Genomic DNA, 19,959 nt, shown 5'->3' with positions numbered 1-19,959 from the left:
AGTTCATGGGCGCGTCAGTTGGCCGCGGCACAGTGGTAGAGTCACGGTTTTTCCAAGGAAGCACAGGCATGTTCAAGATGGTAATCGGCGCATTGGTACTGGCCGCACTGGCCGGTTGCGCGGGCTCGAAGATGAAAGAGGCGCGTGCAGGCAGCCCCTATAAAACCCTGGCATCGGACAAGGCCACCCTGGTGGTCGCCCAGTGCATTCAGTTCGGCTGGCAGGATGAGCGCGTGTTCGGCGTTGATGCCGGCGGTTTCAAGGAGCCCACCGAGGCAGGTGGCTACACCGTCTACACCACGGCCGGCGACTACTTTGTTGACATACAAAGCACAGGGGCGGGTTCTACCGTCAAATACTATGCCGTGGAGGACAACATGCCAGCCAAACGTCGCCTGGCAGCGCTTGCCACTTGTCTGTAATACCTTGCCTTGACCCGATTCCGAAACGCCTGGCGGGACAGCCGCCGGGCATTGCCTTATGATTCAATCGCTCGCTCGACGTGATGGCTCTTTACCGGTACACGGATGTCGAGGCTTAAACGTCGAGCGAGCACCTCTTTGTTCAGCCTCAACGCGGCATAAAACCCAAGTGCCAGCGCCGCGGAATCATCAATGTCACCAGCCCCAATAAACCCGCCAATGCACCACTGACCCACAGTGCGCGCAGTCCCATTTGCTGCTCCAGCAGTGCGCCGATCACGGCACCGACAAACATTCCGGCCCACGGAATCAATTGCACGCGCCAACCATTGCGACGCTCGCCCATTACCCAGCGCCCCAGCCCGCGACCAAAGCGTGAGAGCGCCCCGGTGACGTAAGTGAGCCCCACGGGTAATCCGTTCACTTCTTCGACCGCCGCGTTGAGCATGCCCATGGCAATAATTGCCGCGAGCAACGCGGGCAAGGTGTCGGTCGCCGGCAACAGCGCCGCGCCGCAGAGCAAGGCGCCGATGCACAGCAACAACGGCAGTGCGTGGCGCTTGCTGAAACGGCTGACCACCACACCCAAGGCATTACCGACCACAAAGGTGGCAACCAGCAACACCAGACGCCCGGTGAGCCCCAGGTCACCCGCGCTGATGGCCACCGCCAGGCGCGTGGTGTTGCCGCTCATGAACGAGACGAAATCGCCGCTGGCCATAAAGCCAATGGCATCGGTCATGCCCGCCAGCACCGACAGGCAGGCCACCAGCATCAAGCCCACGCGGCCACGCCAGCGCTGGCGATGGGCGAGCGTGGCATTGGTGTAAGGCTTGCGGGACGAAGGCAGCATGGGGCTGGGTTCCACGATGAGATTATTCGGCCACTACCGTAGGACGCTTTGCGTGTATGCGCAATGACTTCAGGCACGTTCCAGTTGCCAGCCTGTGGGGTGCCAGGTCAGATGATGAGTCGGCTCGATCGCCTGCAAGAATGCAGGGTCGTGTGACACGGCCAGCATCGCGCCGGTAAATCCCTTCAAGGCCTGTTCAAAGGCAAGCACCGACTCCAGGTCCAAGTGGTTGGTGGGTTCATCCAGGAGCAACAATTGCGCCGGTGTATCACGCCACAAGGCAACGGCCATGGCGGCTTTCAAGCGCTCGCCACCGCTGAGTTGCCCGGTCGGCCGCGTGACCCGCGAAGCATCCAGCTGCAGCAGCGCCAGGCGCGTGCGCAGTTCGGCTTCGGCCAACGGCGTGTCGAGCAGGTTAAGCTGCTCGACAACGCTGCACCGGTCATCCAGCAACGTCAGCTGCTGATCGATATAAGCGCTGGGCACCGCCACTGTGCACCCGCCACTCACCGCCTGCCACTGGCCTGCAAGTAATTTGAGCAGGGTGGATTTACCGCAACCGTTCGGCCCGCGCACGGCAACGCGTGCGGCCCCCGACAGGCTGATCGTCAGATAGGTGGCCGACGCCTTGGGGTCGAGCCAGGGCAATTGCGCACGTTCCAGAGTCAGGACCTGCCGGCCGTTGGGTACTGCCGAGCCTGGCAAGGCGAGCAGGGTCGGCGTCTCATCCACTACGCGCGCGTAGGCTTGGCGCACCTGGGCGTCGAGTTGGTGTTTGTGATCGTGGTGGGCACTGCGCACCGTGCTGACGACTTCCTTGGCAGCGCTTTTCCAGCGGGCCTTGGTAAAACGGTCGACGTTGGCGGTCTCGGCCTGCTTGCGTGAGCGCGCAGCATGGCGCTGGAGGCTGTCATGGTCTTTTTGCAAGCGCCGACGCTCACGGCTACGTTCCTGGCGCGCATGTTCCCATGCGGCGATAGCGGCGTGCTGTTGGGTATCGCGTTGCTGTCGATAGGCAGCGTAGTTGCCGCCATACACCTGAACGCCAAGGGGCGATAATTCGATGATGCGCGCCATGGTGTCGAGTAATTGGCGGTCATGGCTGACCACCACCAGGCCGCCGCGCCAATCAGCCAGTTCGCGCAACAGCCACTCGCGCCCGGCGCTGTCGAGGTGGTTGCTGGGTTCGTCCAGAATCAACAACTGCGGCGCCGCCAACAGCGCTCCGATCAGCGCGACCCTGGCCAGTTGGCCGCCGCTGAGTCGGTCGGATTGAGTGTCGGCGGCAAGTGTTGGCAAGCCTGCGGCATCCAATGCCAGGCGTAGGCGCTCTGCGAGGTCCCAGCGATCATCGATCAGTTCCAGATCGCCCTGGCGGCCGTCGCCGCGTGCCATACGCTCCAGGGCGGCCAGGGCAGGGGCGGTGCCGGTGATATGGGCGACAGTTTCTCCCGCTTGAATCGTCAACGCCTGGGGCACATAGATCAGGCTGAGTGGTCTTTTCAATGTGCCTGAAGACGGTTGCAGGATGCCGGCCATCAACTTCGCCAGGATACTTTTACCACGGCCATTGCGCCCGACGATGCCGGTGTGGGTGCGATCAATGGACAGGTTCACGTCCTCCAGCAAGGTTTCGCCATTGGCGAACTGGAAAGACACATGTTGCAGGGAAACAAGAACGGGCAGCCGGTTGACGTCAGTCATCAGCACCTCCAAAAAAATGTCGAACAGGCCAACAAGCGCGCCAGGCGGCTCGTTGCGGATACATTCTGGAAGGCTTAGTTGTTCACGTCGGCGCTCGTCCCGTAAATCAGAAGGGGCGCAAAGGCTAACCCACCTTGGCTTTGTGCGGCAAGTCTTCGGCCAGCTTCTCCAGGAACATCGCCAGGGCGACTTCCTCGGCTTTCAGACCCTTGCGCACTCGTGGCTTGGGCAGTTTCGACAGTTCGCCGAGGCTGAAATGCTCAAGCACCGCGGGGTGGATGTAGCACTTGCGGCACACGGCGGGCGTGTTGCCCAACTGCCTGGCCACGTCCTTGACCATTCCTACCACGTGCCGCTTGGCGTCTGACTCCGGCTGCCACGCCAACTCGCGCAACACCGCCAATGCCATCGCCGTGCCCGCCCAGGTGCGGTAGTCCTTGGCGGTGAAGTCTTCGCCGGTGAGTTCGTGCAGGTAAGCGTTGACGTCATGGGAACTGACGGTGTGGCGTTCACCGTCTTCGTCCAGATACTGGAACAGGTTCTGCCCGGGCAATTCCATGCAGCGCTTGACCACGCGGGCCAGGCGTCGGTCCTTGACGCTCACTTGGTGCTCGACACCGCTTTTGCCGCGAAACTGAAACTGGATTTCGCTGCCCTTGATGTCCACATGGCGATTGCGCAGGGTGGTCAGGCCGTAGGATTTATTCTCGCGGGCGTATTGGGTATTGCCGACGCGGATCAGCGTGGCGTCCAGCAACGTCACCACCGTGGCCAGCACCTTTTCGCGGGTAAAGCCGGGCTCGGCGATTTGGGCTTCCAGCTGTTTGCGCAATTTTGGCAAGGCGCTGCCGAATGCCTGCAACCGCGAATACTTGTCGCTGTCACGCACTTCGCGCCAGCGTGGGTGGTAACGGTATTGCTTGCGGCCACGGGCGTCGCGGCCGGTGGCTTGCAGATGGCCGCGCGGGTCTGCGCAGATCCACACATCGGTGTAGGCGGGCGGTACCGCCAGTGCGTTCAGACGTTTTATTTCATCAGCATCGGTAATGCGCTGGCCTTTTGCGTCCAGGTATTGAAACTTGCCCCGCAGCTTTTTACGGCGGATTCCAGGCTGGGTGTCATCCACATAATGCAGGTCACGGGGCAGGTCGGCGGGCAACGAAGAGTCGGGCATGGTGCGGGTTCCTTGGCAACAAATCAGGCCGGTATGTCTGATTGACCGCAGCGTTTTGCGGTCGTGCCAATTGCTTAAGCCAGCACCGCCACCGCCTTGATTTGCGCCCACAGCACCTGGCCCGGATGCAGTTGCAGCTGGTCGCGGGAGAAACGCGTGATACGTGCCAGCAATGGTGTGCCGCCGGCATCCAGGCGTACCAGAACATGGGCGCTGTTATCCGCCCCCATGTCCTGGATGACCGTCACGGGCAAACGATTGAGGATGCTGCTGTGTTCGTCCGCTTGCAGGTTGAGGCTCACATCCCGTGCCTGGATCTTGACCCGCAACGGTTTACCCACCGCCACCGGCGCATGGGCCACGCGAATCTGCAATCGGCAGTCAGGCAGTTGCAGGGTGAGCAACTGATAGTGCGCGTCGTAGGCAATGACGCTGCCGGCGATCACCACGCCGGCATCGTCGCCCAGGGCCAGGGGCAAATCGAGACGCGCCAGGGTTTCGCCGATGGGGCCGCTGGCCAGGGCCTTGCCGTCGCTGAGCAGGACGATATGGTCGGCCAGGCGCGCGACTTCATCCTGGGCATGGCTGACGTAGAGCACCGGGATATCCAGCTCGTCGTGCAGGCGCTCCAGGTACGGCAGGATCTCGTTTTTGCGTTTGCTGTCCAAGGCGGCCAGCGGTTCATCCATCAGTAACAGCCTGGGGCTGGTGAGCAAGGCCCTGGCGATACCGATGCGCTGACGCTCGCCCCCGGACAGGTGTTGTGGGTGACGCTCAAGCAGGTGACCGATGCCCAGCAGCTCGGTGGCCTGGGCCATATCCACACGCCGTTGCGCGCGCGGGATGCGCTTGAGGCCGAACTCCAGATTGGCCCGCACCGACAGGTGAGCAAACAGGCTTGCCTCTTGGAATACATACCCCAAGGCGCGTTTATGCGGTGGTACGAACAGCCCGTTGCGGCTGTCTTGCCAGACCTCATCATTGATCTGTACAAAACCCTCCTCGGCGCGCTCCAAGCCGGCGATACAACGCAGGCAGGTGGTCTTGCCGGAGCCGGACTGCCCATATAACGCGGTCACCCCGCGCCCAGGCAATTGCAGGTCCACGTCCAGCGCAAAGGCGGAATATTTCAAGTTCAGACGTATATCAATCATCACGATCAGCTCCAGCCCATCCTGGTTTTGCGGCTGGAGTACAACGCCAGCAATACGAGGAACGCGAACACCACCATGACGCCGGCCAACCAATGGGCCTGGGCATATTCCATGGCTTCGACGTGGTCGTATATTTGCACCGAGACTACTCGGGTCTTGTCCGGGATATTGCCGCCGATCATCAACACCACGCCGAACTCGCCGACGGTATGGGCAAAGCCGAGGATCGACGCGGTGATAAAACCCGGGCGTGCCAGGGGCAGGATCACTGTGAAAAACGTGTCCCACGGATTGGCGCGCAAGGTCGCGGCTACTTCCAATGGGCGTGTGCCGATGGCGGAAAAGGCGTTCTGCAACGGCTGCACCACGAACGGCATGGAATAGATCACCGAGCCGATCACCAGCCCGGCAAAACTGAATGTAAGCGTGCCCAGGCCCAGCCATTGGGTGAACTGGCCGAAGTAACCGTTGGGGCCCATGCTCAACAGCAAGTAGAAACCGATGACCGTTGGCGGCAGCACCAACGGTAATGCGACTACTGCACCGACGGGGCCGCGCCACCATGAGGTGGTGCGCGACAGCCACAGGGCTATCGGAGTGCCGATGATCAACAGGATCACAGTAGTCAGTGACGCCAGTTTGATGGTCAACCAGATCGCGGAAAAGTCAGCACTCGACAGGGGCATTTACAGCTCGTAGCCGTAGGATTTGATGATGGCAGCGGCTTTCGGGCCTTTCAGGTACTCAACCAGCGCCTTGGCAGCGGCGCTGTCCTTGCCTTTGTTGAGGATCACGGCGTCCTGTTTGATCGGGTCATGCATGGATGCCGGAACAATCCACGCCGAACCGCTGGTGACTTTGCCGTCTTTATAGATCTGCGACAAGGCGACAAAGCCCAGCTCGGCATTCCCGGTGGATACGAACTGATAGGCCTGGGTGATGTTCTGGCCTTCGACGAGCTTGTCCTTGACCTGCGCGGTCAAACCTTGCTTGGCCAGTACCTGGGTGGCGGCCAGGCCATAGGGCGCGGCTTTGGGGTTGGCGATGGACAGGTGCTTGAATTGATTGTGCTTGAGCACTTCACCTTTGGCGTCCACGTAGCCTGCTGTTGCCGACCACAGCGCAAGGGTGCCGACGGCGTAGGTAAAACGCGACCCCTTGACCGTCTGGCCTTCGCTTTCGAGCTTCTGCGGGGTAGTGTCATCGGCGCTGAGGAACACCTCGAACGGCGCGCCGTTCTTGATCTGGGTGTAGAACTGCCCGGTAGCACCGTAAGCCGCGACCAGTTTATGACCAGTGTCTTTCTCGAAGTCGACGGCAATTGCCTGGATCGGCGCGGTGAAGTTGGCGGCCACGGCCACCTGCACTTCATCGGCATGGGCCGAACCTAGCACGAACACGGCAAGCAGGGGGGCCAGGCGCGAGATACGGTTCATCGTGAAGCGACTCCTTGGGCTGTACGGGGCGTTCAGGTAGAAGGCTCTACCGCTATGTATGGGAATATATAGCGGTTGGCCATTGCCGGTACAGTGCAAAGTTGCCGCTGATGTCAGTGGCGCGCGAGTCCGGTCAATGCCTGCTCGGACAATTGACGCGTCAGGTCATAAGTGGACAGGTCTTTGCCAAGCCCCAGTGCCTGGCCCGCCCACAGGTTGCTGAAACCTGCTTCATCCTTGGCCTTGAGCGGCATTAACGCACCTCCGGCTTTGGGGAATGCCGGGGCGCTCGGGTTGATCGGGCCGAGCTCCCGCATCACGCGGTTGACGATGCCCCGCGCCGGGCGGCCGGTGAAGAGGTTGGTCAGTGCCGTCTCACTGGCCTGGGCATGGCGCAGCGCGTGGTGGTGCGAGGCGGTGATGCTGGCTTCGGGCGTGAACAGGTACGCCGTGCCGATCTGGACTGCCGAGGCGCCCAGGGCAAGGGCCGCGACGATGCCACGCGCATCACCGATGCCGCCTGCGGCAATCACCGGCACGCTGACTGCGTCGACCACTTGCGGCACCAGTGCCATCAACCCGATCTGGCTGTTCAGGTCATCGCTGAGGAATAGGCCACGGTGCCCACCGGCTTCAATGCCCATGGCAATAATTGCGTCGCAGCCGTGTTTTTCCAGCCAGATTGCTTCCTCAACGGTGGTGGCCGATGACAGCACTTTGGCGCCCGTGGCTTTTACCCGATCGAGCAAGGACTTTTCCGGCAGACCAAAATGAAAGCTCACGACTTCCGGGCGCAGTTGTTCCACCAACTGGCACGCCGCGTCGTTGAACGGTGCGCGATTGGACACGGGGGTGGGCGCATCAAAATCGGCACCAAGTTCGTGATAGTAGGGTTGCAGCACATCCTTCCAATGGCGGTCACGCTCTTCATCGGCCACAGGCGGCTGATGGCAGAAGAAGTTCAGATTCAACGGCCGTGTACTGGCCTGGCGGATGACAGTGACCGCTTCACGCAGTTGCTCGATACTCAGCGCTGCGGCAGGCATGGAACCCAGCGCCCCCGCGCGTTGGGCAGCGATGACCATGGCGGTGGTCGTCGCGCCGGCCATTGGCGCCTGGATGATCGGCACGTCGATGCCCAGCAGGTCGAGAATACGGGTGTCTGGCCAGGTGCTCATGGGATGCGTCTCCAGCGTTAGTAGGGCATTTCGCTGTTTTAGCAGGGCCGTTGGCTCCGGGCCACTCTGTTTTATTCACTGGACGAGAATGGCATTTTATGAGGAGGGGGTTTCGCGCTTCAGCAGCTCACGTTTGCGCTCCACCCCCCAGCGGTACCCCGACAGTTCGCCATTGCTGCGTACCACACGATGACAGGGAATCGCCACCGCCAGGTGGTTGGCACCACAGGCCTGGGCCACGGCGCGAAAGGCGGTGGGCGCACCGATGTGCTCGGCTATCTGGGCATAGCTGGCGGTACTTCCTACCGGGATTTCGCGCAATGCCTGCCATACCCGTTCCTGAAAGGCAGTGCCGCGCAGGTCCAGAGGCAGATCCAGGCCCAGGGCAGGGGCTTCGACAAAGCCCACCACCTGGGCGACCAGTTGTTCGAAATCCTGATCCGCGCCAACCAACTCTGCCTTGGGAAACTGATCTTGCAGGTCGCGCACCAGTTTATCCGGATCATCCCCGAGCAAAATCGCACACACGCCACGCTGACTCTGCGCCACCAGAATTGCGCCCAGCGAGCATTGGCCGACGGCAAAGCGAATGGTGTTATTGACGCCGCCGCCTTTGTAGTCCTTGGGTTTCATGCCGAGTAGCTGGTCAGCCGCTTCATAAAAACGGCTGTTGGCGTTAAAGCCTGCGTCATACAGGGCGTCTGTCACCGACTGCTGCCCCTTGAGGCCATCGCGGACCTTACGTGAGCGCAGGGCGCTGGCGTAGCGCTTGGGGGTCAAGCCAGTGCCGGCCTTGAACACACGGTGGAAGTGGAACGGGCTCAACCCGGCCTGGCTTGCCAGTACATCCAGGCTCGGGGGCGTTTCAGCCTGTTCGATCAGCCGGCAGGCGTCGGCGACTAACTGCGCATGGTAAGCCGCCAGTTGAGTCTGATCGCCCGTAGCGCGTTTGCTGGCACGATAACCCGCGGCTTCGGCCTGGGCCGGTGTGTCGAAGAACTCGATATTCTCAGGGCGTGGCAAACGCGAAGCACTGCTGGGGCGGCAATACACGCCCGTGGTTTTCACGCCGTAGACAAACAGGGCATCTGCCTTGGCATCGCGGGCAATGATGGCGGCCCAGCGCGGATCGTGTTCGTTGTTCATGGCCTGCACTCCAGACGGTTCAGGGGCAGATTAAGCGGGTCGCCCACCGGTAAAACTCCGAAGCTTGCGGTCAAATTAGCCGGCGGTGCGAAAGGTCAGGTTGATGCGTTGCGCGCCCATGACCGGATGCTCGCCGGCCTTGATCGGCATCACCCCATGAAAGCGCAGGCGATCAACCCCGCCCCACACCACCACATCGCCATGGAACAGCGAGACTTTTTGCGTTTTGTCACTGCGCTCATGGCCACCGAACAGGAAAATCGCCGGCAGGCCAAGGGACACCGAGACCACCGGCGCGCTGTAGCTGCGCTCGTTCTTGTCCTGGTGCAGGGACATCTTTGCCCCAGGCACGTAACGGTTGATCAGGCAAGCGTCAGGCAGAAAGTCGCGGAAGCCGGCCTCGGTTGCCGCCGCCATGGCCAGTTGGCGCAACGCATCCGGCATGGCCGGCCAGGGTTGCTGGTTGCGCGGGTCGAGTGGGCTGTAGCGATAGCCGCGGGTATCGGTGGTCCAGCCCAGTTCGCCGCAACTGCTCAGCGCTGCCGACATGGTAAAGCCACCGGGCGTGACCATTTGCCGAAAGGGGGACTGGGCCAGCACGCGCCGCAACTCAGGTAGCAACCGCTCAATCCAGGGCAGGGCATAGCCCCTTAGAACGTAGGACTCTTCACCGATCTGCTCGCGCCCGGCAGGTTGTTGCAGGGCATCATCGGCGAACAAATCGGCAGTAGGGCCCGGCATGACTTACAGCGCCTTGCTCACGGTGATGTCGGTAATTACGTCGCTGGCATCGTGACTTTCCGCCAGGGCTTGCTTGGCTTCTTCGACGCTGTTGCTTTGCAACTGGGCAAATTCGAAGCGGCGTTCGCCGTTGAGCTTGTACTTGATGACGTATTTGGTCGTAGGGGTCACTGCTTTTTTCCTGTCAGTTGCTGGTTCAGCTCAGCTTGGTGCTGGTGCGGCGAACGATGCGGATCTTGTGGGACAGCGCAGGCTTGCGGGTCACGCTGATGGCGCGACGGGTCACCACATCAAGGGTGATGTTCCAGAAGCCGGTGCTGGGTGCAGTGATCTTGGCCGGGAATTTATCGAATGCACCGCCGTGGTAGGTATGGCGCCCGCCATTTTTGAAGCTGCGAAAGTTCGCATCGCTCATCAAGCGGATGTTGCAGGTCTGTGAACATTCGATAACGACAATGTCTCCCTCGTTGAGGTGCTCACGCTGGTGAATGAATTTCATGCGGGTGTCTCCAGAAGGGCTTTTTCTGAAAAATCAGAACGATACGTAGGTTAAGATGGAGTTTATCAGCCCCAGCGCGTTTATTATCGGGCCGTCGTCGACGACTTCGACAATTAAAAACAGTTATTTACCGTGTTATCAGAGATAAATCCTACGTTGCTGGGAGAAATTTACCATCCCCGCTGTCGTAGGGTCTTTATCGGAGGTTTTAGTATGAAGTGGAGTGTGTTGGTGCTGGCCTTGGCAATTGCTGGGTGTGCTTCGGTTGCAGATATCAAGCAGACCCCGCCAACGTTGGTGGTCATCTCAGGGAAGAAACCGCAGGAATATGCGGCGTGTGTTGTGCGCAAACTGGAGGCGACCCGTCGGCCGCCACAGATCGAACCCCATAAAGACGGTATCCAGGTCATCGTGCCGCAGAAGTTTTCGGCGGACCCTTCTGCGATCTTCGAAATCGAAGACCGCTCCAGTGGTAGCAGTATCAAGCTCTATGAAAGCATGTCCAACGTGCCGATCCGGCCGGGCGACGTGAAGAAAGCTGGGGAAGAGTGCATTTCCGGCTGAGTCTGGTTGCGCCGGCAAGGCGTCTCACCCTACGCACTGAATCCGATAAAAAGCCCCGATCCTGCAGGATTGGGGCTTTTTTTGCCTATGCGTCCGTGCTGATCGGGCAGGGCATCCGTTAAACTGTCGTGCATTCACTATAAAGATGCCGCTCAAACCTTGGGTTCGAGCGGCATTTGTTCTTTCTGGAAAGCCCGTTATGAAACGAGAACACGTCAAAGCCCGTCAGGCCGAAGGTCAGATTTCGGCGACCCATGTCATCCAGAACCCCGCCGATCTGGGCGAGTGGATCGTATTCTTCAAGAAAAGCGGCGGCCGCAGTTACTTCCTGGTAGACGATCAGGACGAGGTCGAATCATTTGCACGCCTGGATGACCTCATCGAAATCTTGCGCGGCCTGGGTATCAAGTTTGCCGAAGTGCATCTGTAGCCCGGCGGTTTACTTGCACACCACCACCACACTGCGGCCCTTGAAATTGCCTACGTCCTGGCCCAGGGTCTTGTCGCTGTCCTTGAGGGCTGGCGTGCCGTTGGTGCCGACGATGCGGTAACCGGTGCCGGCACAAGAGGCGTCAGCTTTCTCGTAGCAACTGGCCCATGAGTTGGCCTCGCCCGAGCAGTCGATAGTCAAGCCTTGTTCGCCATTTTTCAGCAAAGTGTCGGAAGCGGTCGTGCAGCCGGCAAGTGCTAGTACCGCAGTCAGTGCCAGGATTTTTTTCATAAAAGGTCTTCGTCGAGAGGGTAGAGGGCGCTGACACTATCGTGGGGCGTTGGCGCGGATTATAGCGAACTGCCACCTGGTGTGCAGTCGCCGTTGCAAGTACTGCGCTTGCGCACCTTTGGTTAGCGTAAGTCAGCTGTTGGTGGCCGTCAGGGCACTCCCATCACCAGCACGCCGCTCCCGCTGATTGCCCCAGCTGCAGGGAGCGAGCCCGCTTGTCCCACCAGCGAAAACGTCACATCATCGCCTCCTACACTGTTGGTAATTTGGGTCAGGAATGAACCGTTGACTCGAACCGCAGAGCCTGCACGTACAAGGGCGGTACCTACGTTGGGGTTGGTCATTGTCAGGAGCCGATTATCAAACGACGACGGGATGCCTTTGTAGGTGATGGTTATCGGCGTGGTAATTCCGCTATTCGGGCATGAGTAGCTTAGCCTGCGGTTGGTACGAATGGGCGTGGTCAGTGGATCGCTGCCGATCGCCCGCTGGTTTACGTCGCCGAAGTTGATCTCGATCGGGTTGTTATTGTTGATCGTGCAAGTCGATGGGGAGACGCCGAAGTTGTTCGCGGCGGTGTACGTGAGTACGAGCCTCGTAGTTCCCGAACTGTAATTGTTCGTTTGGTAGAGATTCAGCATGCCCAGGACATCCCCTCTTTGAACCTCGATAGGGTTGCTCGGATCGTTTCGCAGCAAGATATAGGGGGCCACACTGATGGGATACGCCGCACCGTTATTAGGCATGGTCGCGATCCGGATGTTAAACGGCACTGGAGTGTTATAAAACGCGCCGTTTATGCGTAAGCCGGTACCTTGGTTGGAAAATTTCGGACCGGGCACCCAGGGAGGGCCGGCTGGCGCCGCTGTTCCCCAAAAGTCTATGCGCGTAGGGTGAGCAGCCCAGAAGGTAAATCGGCAGTCCAGCCACGCGCCTTCAAGAATGATACGGGTGCTGTCCGAGCCGAGACTAACGTTGACGGGGACCTGCAGGTTAAGAATTCCGCCGTCGCCTACGTATTGCCATGGTCCGCCATTAACGCGGCAATCCGCTGCTCGCACGGTCGTGGTGACACTACTCAGCAGCACGAGAAGCACTATAGCTCCATAGAGTTGTTTCATTTTTGATCTCTCATTGCTCCTCTGTCCGCAGGTCGCTGCGCAGGTATACAGCCCCGTGCTGAAACCGTCCGGAAGAGAGTTAAGGGTTTGTCCATGCCGTTCTCTGCCGAGGAGCGGCTACGGATAGTCCAACGTAAAAGTAGAGGTCACCCTGTACACGCCTTGCCCGATGGTCTGGTCACTGATGGCCTGCGGCTCGCCCTGCACAAAGGCTTTAAGCGCGATCACATTGCTGCCGTCACCCAACACCTGCGCATCACTGACGGTGTTCAACGGCAGTGGCTTGTTGCTCGGCGTCTCTATGCCAACCCCGATACCCGAGGCGCCACTTCCTGCGTCCAGCGCGAGCATTCCGGGCAGCGCGGCATTTTCCCTGCCGCCAAACGTGATGGTGACGGTGGAGCCAACCGTGGTGTCGCAGTTCTCCAGGTGCAGCCTGAAATCTTTGCCCTGTGAGCGTGTGTTGATGTAGAGGTGTTTGCTGGTGACGTCCCAGAGTTCCAAGGTGACGGCATCGTCACCAGGACGCAGCGTGCAAGCCTCCTGAACCAGGTTGCCCTTGAAGCTCAGATTGTCCGCTGCTTGTCCCTCGCCGATCAGGCCCAGGGCCAGTATCAGCGCAGTAGACGGCCAAGCTGTATGGCGCTTGTGTCCCATTGATTCGACTCCTACTGGTATTCGGCCAACAGCGTGGCCACCGCCGTAAACCTTGCGGGCGCCAGGGTTGCCCCCGGCTGTTTGACCGGTACCACTTCCAGTACGGGCGGTGACGACAGGATGATGTCCAGGGGTGTGTTGAGTGGAAACGGCTGGTTATTCTGGAAAACCCGAATGCCCAGCTCCGGCACGCTGGTCTGTACGGCTGAACCGTCAAACGATGTGGCGGTACCGTTGACGCTCAACTTCAGCTCCCATGGCAGGGTGTCGGTGCCACAGCTAATGGTGTAGCCGACGCCCTGGCGGTACCTCACACCGTCGACGCGCTTTATCCCGACGTCACCAAAATCGACTTCAATCGTGTTGCCGGCATCGATGGTGCAAGGCGGCGGCTCATTCAGCGTGCCGCTGAAAGTCAGGTTGGCTGATGCACCACTGCAAAGGCCGATGGAACACAAGGCGAGCAGCGCTCTCTGCGGCCAAAGGGTCATGGCTCGGTTCTCTTTATCGGTGATCGATTTCATTGGTAATCCACCACCAGAGTGGCTGCCGCATCGAATGTTCCACCGGTCAAGGTGCTGCCTGCGCGTTTGACCGGTACTGCCTGCACCACCGGAACGTTGGGATAGGTAAAGTTCACCGCCGTGTTCAAGGGCCAATCAGCGCCATTGACGAACAGCTTCACGCCAAGATCCGGTTTGCGGGTCACGAGCACGCGATTGTCAAACGCGGCACTCGTGCCCTTGAGTTCCAGTGTCAACGCATTGCTGAAAGGGGAGGCGCAGGTGACGGTGTAGGGCACATCTCGACGGTAGTTGACGCCGTCAATCCGAGAGGTCAGCAGGTCATTGCCAAAAGGCACGTTGAGCGTGCTTCCGCTGTTGATGACACACGGGGGCGGCGCGATGATGACCGCTCGGATGGTCAGGTTGGTATCGGCCTGAACCCCCTGGCTGAGCGCCAAAAGCAGGTTGCTCGCGATAAATACAGCCCACGAACCGTTTGATTTAGCCATTGCTCTGCTCTTACTCATAATTGAGCCTGAAATCCACCACGGCGCGGAATGCCCCGCTGGACAGTGGCGCGGAGGTGCGAGTGGGCCGGACGTTCCAGGTTTTGGTGTTGCCGCCCAGGGGCAAGAACAGCGGTTCGCCCCTCGATCCCAGTTGTACATCCCGCCCAAGCGAGTCGGTCAGCTGCAGGCCCATCCCGGTGATGCCTTGCACTTTGACCAGCCGTGAATCATCGGCATCCGCAGGCGCAAGGAATGCGACCGATAGCACCGGCTGAAAGGCACTCCACGTAAGATTGCCGGTGCGTTCACTGCGGATGCTGCCGGCGGTGCGATTGCAATCGGTAAAGCGCAACTGGAACGCCACCTGGTTTGCCTGATCGCCGGGCCGGCGTAACTGGCTGGTGGATACCACGCCCAGGTCAATGGTTTGATGCAGCGAGTTCATTTCCAGGCTGCAAGGTGTTTCATGCATGGACCCGGAAATATTCAGCACGCCATTCATACCCTCGACATCCGCGGCCTGCGCACTCCCCCAACAGGCCAGTAACAGGCCGCTCAGTACCTTCATATAGTGCGGTTTCATGGCTTACTCCGGCGGCAGACTTACTGGTTAGGCGGTGCTGCTTGCAGGTTCACCTTGCAAGTCTCACCGCTGCAGGAGAAGGCCAGCAGTGGGCGTGCGCCGTAATCATTGACGTAGGCAAGATGAGGCGTGGAACCGAGGGCTTTGATCGTCGGGCCTAACGTCACCGCACCTTTGGGCGGGACCATCAGCGGCTCGAAGCCCGCGACGGTCTTGCCGTCCTTGCTGCTACGTGCGTCCACCAGCGTCACGTAGTAAGGCGTCGGGTTATTGACTTGATAACGCTCGCCTTGTCGGGTAAGGGTCAGGCGCTCCTGCCAGGGGTTGGAAACTTCTTGTTGGCTGGGCGCGATGGCTTGTGGTCGGTAGAACAATTTGATACGGGTCTGCAACGCGATTTGCAACGTGTTGGCCTTATCGGTGCGAGGTGGAATTTCCCGCAGGTTGAAGTAATAGACCGTCTCCCGGTCTTGGGGCAGGGACTTGGCTGCCGGTAACGCCTGGACCTTCACTTGGCTTTGTTTGCCGGGTTCTACGCGCTGCACCGGTGGCAACACGATCAAGGGTGTGGTTATCTTCTGGCCTTGCTCATCCTCGATCCAGCCTTGGGCCAGATAAGGCAGCTGGGTGTTGTTATTGGTGATGCTCACGCTGGTGGCATCCTTGCCGCCATCAAAAATCACCCGGGTACGGTCCAGGCCAATCGCTGCGGTGGCGTTTTGGCTCAGGCTGAGCGCCAGCAGTGTGAGGGTCGAGAGTGTGATGCGTATGTTCAATGTCATGATGATGTAGTCTCCGGGGCGGTGTGCTTGCCGGTCAGCTCTGCCGGCGCGGACAAGGGTTGATCGGTGACTGCCATCCGGCAGTCCAGTTGCAGTGCATTGGTCAGGCCATCCGCAGGCAAAACGACGGGTAAGGTAAGGGTGCATTGCTCGCGGCCGCTCCAACTGACGACCATCTGCTCGCCTGGCTGAATACCGCTCAGGTAGACATTGCCGCCGTCATTCACAATCCCGGTGTCCTGCTGTTTTGTGTTTTTGACCATTGCACCGAAGGGCGGCGCACTGCCATCCGGCAGACGCAGGACAGCCATGGCTTTCTCACCGGAAATGAGTTCCAGGGCGCGATAACCGATGGCCCCTTCCGTGAGCGTCAGTTGGGTGACCGACTGGGTGGCTTCGACATTGCTCGGCAAGCGTTCCAGGTCGACACTGGCGGCCGTACGCTGGTAGCTGCTCAAATCGGAAATGACGGCCTTGCCAAACGCATTACTGCGGGTTGGCGTGCCGTAACCGCGCACCGGCACATCAGCAACACCGCCGGTATCGACCATCAGGCGGGTCCCGCCCATGCTGTTGGTACGATGCAGCGCTGCCCCGTGAGGCGTGAGCGTGCCACCGCCGCGAGCTGACATGCTGAGGCTGGTGTAGTTGCCTTGCTGCCGACTGGCAGCAAGCGTCAAGTCAGCCTGGTCACCCGCATGGCTCAGATAGCCGCTGGCCGAATTGTCGCTCGCACTGAGTTGGTAACTGTTGCGCTCATCAATGCGATCACTGTAGCGGGTTGAAAACCCGTTTTTGCCCGCGGTTCTGTTAGCGTCCAACGATAGTGTGCCGCTGCGCCCCAGTGGCACACTGACCGTCAGCGCCATACCGTTATCCTTATAGTTGTAATCCTGAGTGCGGTACACGTTCAAAGACAGGCTCATGTTTTTGACGGTGCCAATATTGAGATAACGTGACAGCGTCAAGTTCCAGCGTTGAGTCGCCGGTCGGGTCCAATAAGTTTGTTTGTTGTAACTGGCGTAGACAGTGGCGCCCAAGTCTCGAAACTGCTTATTTACAGTGGCTGTATAAAGCGCCTTGCTGCCACCCACAGGCTTCCATCCACCCGTGTATTGACCGTGCTCATCGTATTTTTCGCGCCCAGCCAGTTCGCCGTTCATTCCGTAGTGACGAGCATCCAAGTATTCACTCATGCTCAAGAAGTTCTTGTCGGAGAACCGGTAGCCGGCAAAGGTTACTTGGCTGTCGTATTGTTCAAAGTTCTTCGAATATTGCAGGCGCAAGGATTTACCGGACAGCGTTTCATTCCACACGTTGGCGTGGGACTGGGTAACATCCAGCGAGAGGGCGCCCAAAGCCAAAAGGTCACGTCCCGCCCCAATCGTTGCCGCCCGGTAGTACTTATCCGTTATAGCGCCGCCAAACAGCGACCAGCCGTTGCTGACCCCCCACGAAAACTCGCCCGTGCCAAAGAGATTACCGTCAGCGCCGTACTGAAGACTGGAAGGGCGACCAGTTGCCAGTTTGTATCGAACCTGCCCGGGGCGCGTGAGGTAGGGCACACCAGCAGTGTTGAGCTTGAAAGTCTGCACCGAGCCGTCCTGCTCCTCGACGCGCACATCCAGCGTGCCGGCGACGGCATCATTAAGATCCTGAATGCGAAATGGGCCGGCTGCCACCAGGGTTTCATACAGCACGCGCCCTTGCTGGCTGACTACCACCCTGGCATTGGTTTTGGCCACCCCGAGCACTTCAGGGGCGTAACCGCGCAAATTAGGTGGCAACTGGCTTTCGTCCGAGTTGAGCGCCGCCCCGGTAAAACGGAAGCTGTCAAACAGATCCGAATACAGGTAGTTCTCTCCCACCAACAGGCGCGCCTTCAGCGCAGGTATCGCGCGATAAGCGTAGTAACGACTCCATTCCAGTTTTTGCTCCCCGGCAGATCTGTCCCTCGCGCTGTCGACACGCCCCTGCCAATCGGCACGCAGGCGCCAAGCCCCGGCATTGGCACCCACGGTGCCATTACCACTGAGGTGATTGCGGGTACGCTCGTTTTTTTGAGCGTTGGACTGCGCCGTCATGTTGTAGTCAATCAAAAGCCCTGGCACCCCTTCATCCCAGCGTGCGGGTGGGTCCCAATTGATCGCGCTGTATTCAAGGTAGGCGTGGGGGAGGTTGATGCTCAGCGTGGAGGTCGCCAGATCCGCGCTGACCTCCGTACCTGGCAGGCTGTGAATGTCCAGGCACTCGCTACCTTTCCACCAGGTCAGGCTGGCCGCTTCGGATGCCTTCAGGCCCAGTTGTTCCACCAGGTCAACTGACAAACACGCCTGGCTCCCTTTGGGGTCATCCTCGGGCGGGTAAAATGCCACCGATTGCTCGGAAACAGGCTGGCCATTTATCTGTACAAGCATCGTGTAGGTGCCGGGCAAAATGAACCCGCTGCGTGCAAATCGAGACAAATCGATATTGGTGCGATCATTGAGATCAAGAACGTCCGTATTGAATTCGATATCACCGCCGGCCCATGCAGTTCCTGCCAGTGACATCAGCCCGCCAACCAGACTCGGACGCAGCTTGTTTTTGATCTTCGACGCATTCAGCATGAAAGCAACCCATCAATGTTCAAAAGTATTCCAACTTGAACCGCACGGCGACGCGATGTGCGCCAGGTGCCAGCGGCAGCCCGTTACCCACCAGCCGCAGCGTGTAGTGAAGTGTCATGTCACCTTCCGCCAAGGGGTGCGGCGCCATCTGCTCACCCGGAACACTCTCCTGGCCGGCCGAATCCCAAATATGGAAGGCGATCCCCTGTGAATCACCAAAGGCGGCAAAGGAGCGGCCTTCTCTGTCGCGAGGGCCGTCAAACGTGACGCGCAGATGTTGCCAATCAGGCAACGTCGCCCCTGGGCGATGTGGGTCGGGACGGGTCAGCGAGCAATTGACCAGGCGCAACTCGAAAGGGTGAGGCTCTCCCAACGCATTGCGTAAAAGCCGACCTATGGGTTCGGGCGTCATTTCAATGGATTGATCAGCACTGGTCAGCTCCAACCCGCAAGCCGAGTCAACGACTTCTCCGCCCAGCGTGACCACACCCTCGCCCTGTGCAAGCGTCTGCGCAAAAACGTAAGGGCTGATGAGCATCGCCAGCGACGAGGTGATCGCTAGACTTATGAATGTTTTCACCGCTATCTCCACCAGCCCCCCGCCACCGAAAGTGGCGGGGGGAAAACTTACTGATAAGCCAAGGTGAAATTAGTGACTGCACTGAAATCGCCCGGGACGATGTCGCCGGTAGCAGCGCCTTGAACATAGGCGCCGAACTCCAGGGTGTTATCACCGGTAGAAATGGCCTGGGGCACCGTCGCCACACCGAGCTGAACAGGGCTGCCGCCATGGGTCATCATGATGCCCACGCGGCCTGCACTACCGACGGTGCCGATCGCCCCAGGGACGTCGGTTGACGGCGCCGCGGTAAAGGTTGTGGTCACGGTGTTGTCGGTGAGGCCCGCCAGGTCACAGCCTTCAAGCTCTATCAGCACACGGCGGGCTTCAGACTTTCCGCCTGCCTGCAATTGATGCTTTGCGATTGCGCCCAGGTGAACGCTCTGATCTACGGATTCAGGCTTGATGGAGCAGGCCCCCGAGTGGACCGATCCCAGAAAGGTAATGGTCCCATCTGCCGCGTTAGCTCCAGAAATCGAGCCCGCGAACAGCCCGAGGGTAAACAGCGCAGTTTTGAACTTGGTTTTCATTTGCAGATGCCCGCATAAAAATGTCATTGAAGAGCCCCGTCACCATTGCGAGCGGGACTGACTGTTTCACCCCAAACATAGCTCCCGGAACGCCGGCCAGTCGTCGGCCGAGTCGGCTGTTGAATAATCACAGTTTCCAACTAGTTGTATTGCAATTCACGGGTACGCTCGAAGTGGAAGTGATTGTGCTGTTTTGCCATGAGAAAGTAAGTCGGCACATTCCGTTAGTTGTGTAGCTACACGGTGTAAGGATATATAGGAAGGATATGGCGATTTGCCAAAAATCTGATTTTGACTGTAGGAAATGAGCCACACTCTAATAAATAAGAATATGTTAGTTGGGGCTGCGGATGTAAGAATGGGATTACGCGAACTAAAAAACAATAGTTAATTACGAAGCGAAACAACTAAGTGTCGAGGGCGGAGAGGTCGCACGGCGCCGACAAATACA

General features: G+C 59.3%; 24 protein-coding genes. 3 read left to right on the top strand and 21 right to left on the bottom strand.

Going from position 1 to position 19,959, the window contains the following annotated elements:
* Nucleotides 1-68: 68 nt before the first annotated feature.
* Nucleotides 69-422 carry a hypothetical protein gene (locus JH25_RS25800; RefSeq protein WP_005788175.1) on the top strand — a complete coding sequence of 118 codons (354 nt, stop codon included), beginning with the start codon at nt 69-71 and terminating at the stop codon, nt 420-422.
* Between the two features lie 148 nt (nt 423-570).
* Here the strand turns inward: JH25_RS25800 and JH25_RS25805 are convergent, their stop codons facing one another.
* The 11 genes from JH25_RS25805 to JH25_RS25850 form a co-directional block, all read right to left on the bottom strand.
* Entirely contained in the window at nt 571-1,275 is a 705-nt protein-coding gene (locus JH25_RS25805; RefSeq protein WP_032875504.1) for a YoaK family protein, read from the bottom strand.
* 69 nt (nt 1,276-1,344) lie between these two features.
* A complete protein-coding gene (locus tag JH25_RS25810) occupies nt 1,345-2,979 on the bottom strand; it encodes an ABC-F family ATP-binding cassette domain-containing protein (RefSeq protein WP_032875501.1) in 1,635 nt (544 codons plus the stop codon).
* Nucleotides 2,980-3,103: 124 nt separating this feature from the next.
* A complete protein-coding gene (locus tag JH25_RS25815; RefSeq protein WP_005788182.1) occupies nt 3,104-4,153 on the bottom strand; it encodes a DNA topoisomerase IB in 1,050 nt (349 codons plus the stop codon).
* Nucleotides 4,154-4,227: 74 nt separating this feature from the next.
* The gene (modC, locus tag JH25_RS25820; RefSeq protein ID WP_032875499.1) at nt 4,228-5,307 is read right to left on the bottom strand and encodes a molybdenum ABC transporter ATP-binding protein; all 1,080 of its coding nucleotides are present in this window, start codon (nt 5,305-5,307) and stop codon (nt 4,228-4,230) included.
* 5 nt (nt 5,308-5,312) lie between these two features.
* On the bottom strand, nt 5,313-5,993 hold the full coding sequence (modB, locus tag JH25_RS25825; protein WP_032875497.1) for a molybdate ABC transporter permease subunit: 681 nt from the start codon (nt 5,991-5,993) through the stop codon (nt 5,313-5,315).
* Complete coding sequence (gene modA, locus JH25_RS25830) at nt 5,994-6,743, bottom strand: molybdate ABC transporter substrate-binding protein (protein ID WP_032875495.1); 750 nt, start codon at nt 6,741-6,743, stop codon at nt 5,994-5,996. It abuts the gene before it with no gap.
* A 113-nt stretch (nt 6,744-6,856) separates the two neighbouring features.
* The gene (locus tag JH25_RS25835) at nt 6,857-7,921 is read right to left on the bottom strand and encodes an NAD(P)H-dependent flavin oxidoreductase (RefSeq protein ID WP_032875493.1); all 1,065 of its coding nucleotides are present in this window, start codon (nt 7,919-7,921) and stop codon (nt 6,857-6,859) included.
* A 96-nt stretch (nt 7,922-8,017) separates the two neighbouring features.
* Nucleotides 8,018-9,067: a bifunctional DNA-binding transcriptional regulator/O6-methylguanine-DNA methyltransferase Ada gene (gene ada / locus JH25_RS25840; RefSeq protein ID WP_032875492.1), complete on the bottom strand. Its 1,050-nt coding sequence runs from the start codon at nt 9,065-9,067 to the stop codon at nt 8,018-8,020.
* A 75-nt stretch (nt 9,068-9,142) separates the two neighbouring features.
* On the bottom strand, nt 9,143-9,808 hold the full coding sequence (gene alkB, locus JH25_RS25845) for a DNA oxidative demethylase AlkB (RefSeq protein ID WP_032875491.1): 666 nt from the start codon (nt 9,806-9,808) through the stop codon (nt 9,143-9,145).
* A gap of 3 nt (nt 9,809-9,811) precedes the next feature.
* Nucleotides 9,812-9,979: a hypothetical protein gene (locus JH25_RS28510; RefSeq protein ID WP_164699482.1), complete on the bottom strand. Its 168-nt coding sequence runs from the start codon at nt 9,977-9,979 to the stop codon at nt 9,812-9,814.
* A 25-nt stretch (nt 9,980-10,004) separates the two neighbouring features.
* Nucleotides 10,005-10,307: a DUF1883 domain-containing protein gene (locus tag JH25_RS25850; protein WP_003173824.1), complete on the bottom strand. Its 303-nt coding sequence runs from the start codon at nt 10,305-10,307 to the stop codon at nt 10,005-10,007.
* 213 nt (nt 10,308-10,520) lie between these two features.
* Here JH25_RS25850 and JH25_RS25855 point away from each other — a divergent pair, with 213 nt between their 5' ends.
* Together JH25_RS25855 and JH25_RS25860 are read left to right on the top strand one after the other, a co-directional pair.
* Nucleotides 10,521-10,871, top strand: a complete 351-nt coding sequence (locus tag JH25_RS25855; RefSeq protein WP_005788197.1) for a hypothetical protein — start codon at nt 10,521-10,523, stop codon at nt 10,869-10,871.
* Between the two features lie 199 nt (nt 10,872-11,070).
* A complete protein-coding gene (locus tag JH25_RS25860; protein ID WP_032875489.1) occupies nt 11,071-11,301 on the top strand; it encodes a hypothetical protein in 231 nt (76 codons plus the stop codon).
* Nucleotides 11,302-11,310: 9 nt separating this feature from the next.
* On the opposite strand, the gene JH25_RS25865 is transcribed toward JH25_RS25860, so the two are convergent.
* The 10 genes from JH25_RS25865 to JH25_RS25910 form a co-directional block, all read right to left on the bottom strand.
* A complete protein-coding gene (locus JH25_RS25865; RefSeq protein WP_032875487.1) occupies nt 11,311-11,592 on the bottom strand; it encodes a hypothetical protein in 282 nt (93 codons plus the stop codon).
* 149 nt (nt 11,593-11,741) lie between these two features.
* Nucleotides 11,742-12,713: a fimbrial protein gene (locus tag JH25_RS25870; protein ID WP_032875484.1), complete on the bottom strand. Its 972-nt coding sequence runs from the start codon at nt 12,711-12,713 to the stop codon at nt 11,742-11,744.
* 117 nt (nt 12,714-12,830) lie between these two features.
* A complete protein-coding gene (locus JH25_RS25875; RefSeq protein WP_032875481.1) occupies nt 12,831-13,370 on the bottom strand; it encodes a fimbrial protein in 540 nt (179 codons plus the stop codon).
* A gap of 11 nt (nt 13,371-13,381) precedes the next feature.
* Nucleotides 13,382-13,861, bottom strand: coding sequence for a fimbrial protein (locus JH25_RS25880; RefSeq protein WP_032880956.1), 480 nt, complete (start codon nt 13,859-13,861; stop codon nt 13,382-13,384).
* Between the two features lie 29 nt (nt 13,862-13,890).
* Nucleotides 13,891-14,385, bottom strand: a complete 495-nt coding sequence (locus JH25_RS25885; protein ID WP_032875478.1) for a fimbrial protein — start codon at nt 14,383-14,385, stop codon at nt 13,891-13,893.
* Between the two features lie 10 nt (nt 14,386-14,395).
* Nucleotides 14,396-14,968, bottom strand: a complete 573-nt coding sequence (locus tag JH25_RS25890) for a fimbrial protein (protein ID WP_032875475.1) — start codon at nt 14,966-14,968, stop codon at nt 14,396-14,398.
* 20 nt (nt 14,969-14,988) lie between these two features.
* Nucleotides 14,989-15,750, bottom strand: coding sequence for a fimbria/pilus periplasmic chaperone (locus JH25_RS25895; protein ID WP_032875472.1), 762 nt, complete (start codon nt 15,748-15,750; stop codon nt 14,989-14,991).
* Complete coding sequence (locus tag JH25_RS25900; RefSeq protein ID WP_081883267.1) at nt 15,747-18,359, bottom strand: outer membrane usher protein; 2,613 nt, start codon at nt 18,357-18,359, stop codon at nt 15,747-15,749. The genes JH25_RS25895 and JH25_RS25900 overlap by 4 nt, the downstream gene beginning before the upstream one ends.
* Nucleotides 18,360-18,378: 19 nt before the next feature.
* Entirely contained in the window at nt 18,379-18,939 is a 561-nt protein-coding gene (locus JH25_RS25905) for a fimbrial protein (protein WP_032875469.1), read from the bottom strand.
* Nucleotides 18,940-18,986: 47 nt separating this feature from the next.
* On the bottom strand, nt 18,987-19,508 hold the full coding sequence (locus tag JH25_RS25910; RefSeq protein WP_032875466.1) for a fimbrial protein: 522 nt from the start codon (nt 19,506-19,508) through the stop codon (nt 18,987-18,989).
* Between the last annotated feature and the right edge of the window lie 451 nt (nt 19,509-19,959).

The organism is Pseudomonas sp. BRG-100 (genome assembly GCF_000737955.1).
Taxonomy (GTDB): domain Bacteria; phylum Pseudomonadota; class Gammaproteobacteria; order Pseudomonadales; family Pseudomonadaceae; genus Aquipseudomonas; species Aquipseudomonas synxantha_A.
This window is presented reverse-complemented; position numbering and strand designations above follow the sequence as displayed.

What these genes read in the sequence shown, in the direction of transcription:
- JH25_RS25855 (WP_005788197.1), top strand. Translation starts at nt 10,521, where the DNA reads ATGAAGTGGAGTGTGTTGGTGCTGGCCTTGGCAATTGCTGGGTGTGCT.
- JH25_RS25910 (WP_032875466.1), bottom strand. Translation starts at nt 19,508, where the DNA reads ATGAAAACCAAGTTCAAAACTGCGCTGTTTACCCTCGGGCTGTTCGCG.
- JH25_RS25880 (WP_032880956.1), bottom strand. Translation starts at nt 13,861, where the DNA reads ATGACCCTTTGGCCGCAGAGAGCGCTGCTCGCCTTGTGTTCCATCGGC.
- JH25_RS25835 (WP_032875493.1), bottom strand. Translation starts at nt 7,921, where the DNA reads ATGAGCACCTGGCCAGACACCCGTATTCTCGACCTGCTGGGCATCGAC.
- JH25_RS25810 (WP_032875501.1), bottom strand. Translation starts at nt 2,979, where the DNA reads ATGACTGACGTCAACCGGCTGCCCGTTCTTGTTTCCCTGCAACATGTG.
- JH25_RS25875 (WP_032875481.1), bottom strand. Translation starts at nt 13,370, where the DNA reads ATGGGACACAAGCGCCATACAGCTTGGCCGTCTACTGCGCTGATACTG.
- modC (WP_032875499.1), bottom strand. Translation starts at nt 5,307, where the DNA reads ATGATTGATATACGTCTGAACTTGAAATATTCCGCCTTTGCGCTGGAC.
- modA (WP_032875495.1), bottom strand. Translation starts at nt 6,743, where the DNA reads ATGAACCGTATCTCGCGCCTGGCCCCCCTGCTTGCCGTGTTCGTGCTA.
- JH25_RS25870 (WP_032875484.1), bottom strand. Translation starts at nt 12,713, where the DNA reads ATGAAACAACTCTATGGAGCTATAGTGCTTCTCGTGCTGCTGAGTAGT.
- alkB (WP_032875491.1), bottom strand. Translation starts at nt 9,808, where the DNA reads ATGCCGGGCCCTACTGCCGATTTGTTCGCCGATGATGCCCTGCAACAA.
- JH25_RS25805 (WP_032875504.1), bottom strand. Translation starts at nt 1,275, where the DNA reads ATGCTGCCTTCGTCCCGCAAGCCTTACACCAATGCCACGCTCGCCCAT.
- ada (WP_032875492.1), bottom strand. Translation starts at nt 9,067, where the DNA reads ATGAACAACGAACACGATCCGCGCTGGGCCGCCATCATTGCCCGCGAT.
- JH25_RS25865 (WP_032875487.1), bottom strand. Translation starts at nt 11,592, where the DNA reads ATGAAAAAAATCCTGGCACTGACTGCGGTACTAGCACTTGCCGGCTGC.
- JH25_RS25800 (WP_005788175.1), top strand. Translation starts at nt 69, where the DNA reads ATGTTCAAGATGGTAATCGGCGCATTGGTACTGGCCGCACTGGCCGGT.
- modB (WP_032875497.1), bottom strand. Translation starts at nt 5,993, where the DNA reads ATGCCCCTGTCGAGTGCTGACTTTTCCGCGATCTGGTTGACCATCAAA.
- JH25_RS25850 (WP_003173824.1), bottom strand. Translation starts at nt 10,307, where the DNA reads ATGAAATTCATTCACCAGCGTGAGCACCTCAACGAGGGAGACATTGTC.
- JH25_RS25815 (WP_005788182.1), bottom strand. Translation starts at nt 4,153, where the DNA reads ATGCCCGACTCTTCGTTGCCCGCCGACCTGCCCCGTGACCTGCATTAT.
- JH25_RS25885 (WP_032875478.1), bottom strand. Translation starts at nt 14,385, where the DNA reads ATGGCTAAATCAAACGGTTCGTGGGCTGTATTTATCGCGAGCAACCTG.
- JH25_RS25895 (WP_032875472.1), bottom strand. Translation starts at nt 15,750, where the DNA reads ATGACATTGAACATACGCATCACACTCTCGACCCTCACACTGCTGGCG.
- JH25_RS25860 (WP_032875489.1), top strand. Translation starts at nt 11,071, where the DNA reads ATGAAACGAGAACACGTCAAAGCCCGTCAGGCCGAAGGTCAGATTTCG.
- JH25_RS25890 (WP_032875475.1), bottom strand. Translation starts at nt 14,968, where the DNA reads ATGAAACCGCACTATATGAAGGTACTGAGCGGCCTGTTACTGGCCTGT.
- JH25_RS25900 (WP_081883267.1), bottom strand. Translation starts at nt 18,359, where the DNA reads ATGCTGAATGCGTCGAAGATCAAAAACAAGCTGCGTCCGAGTCTGGTT.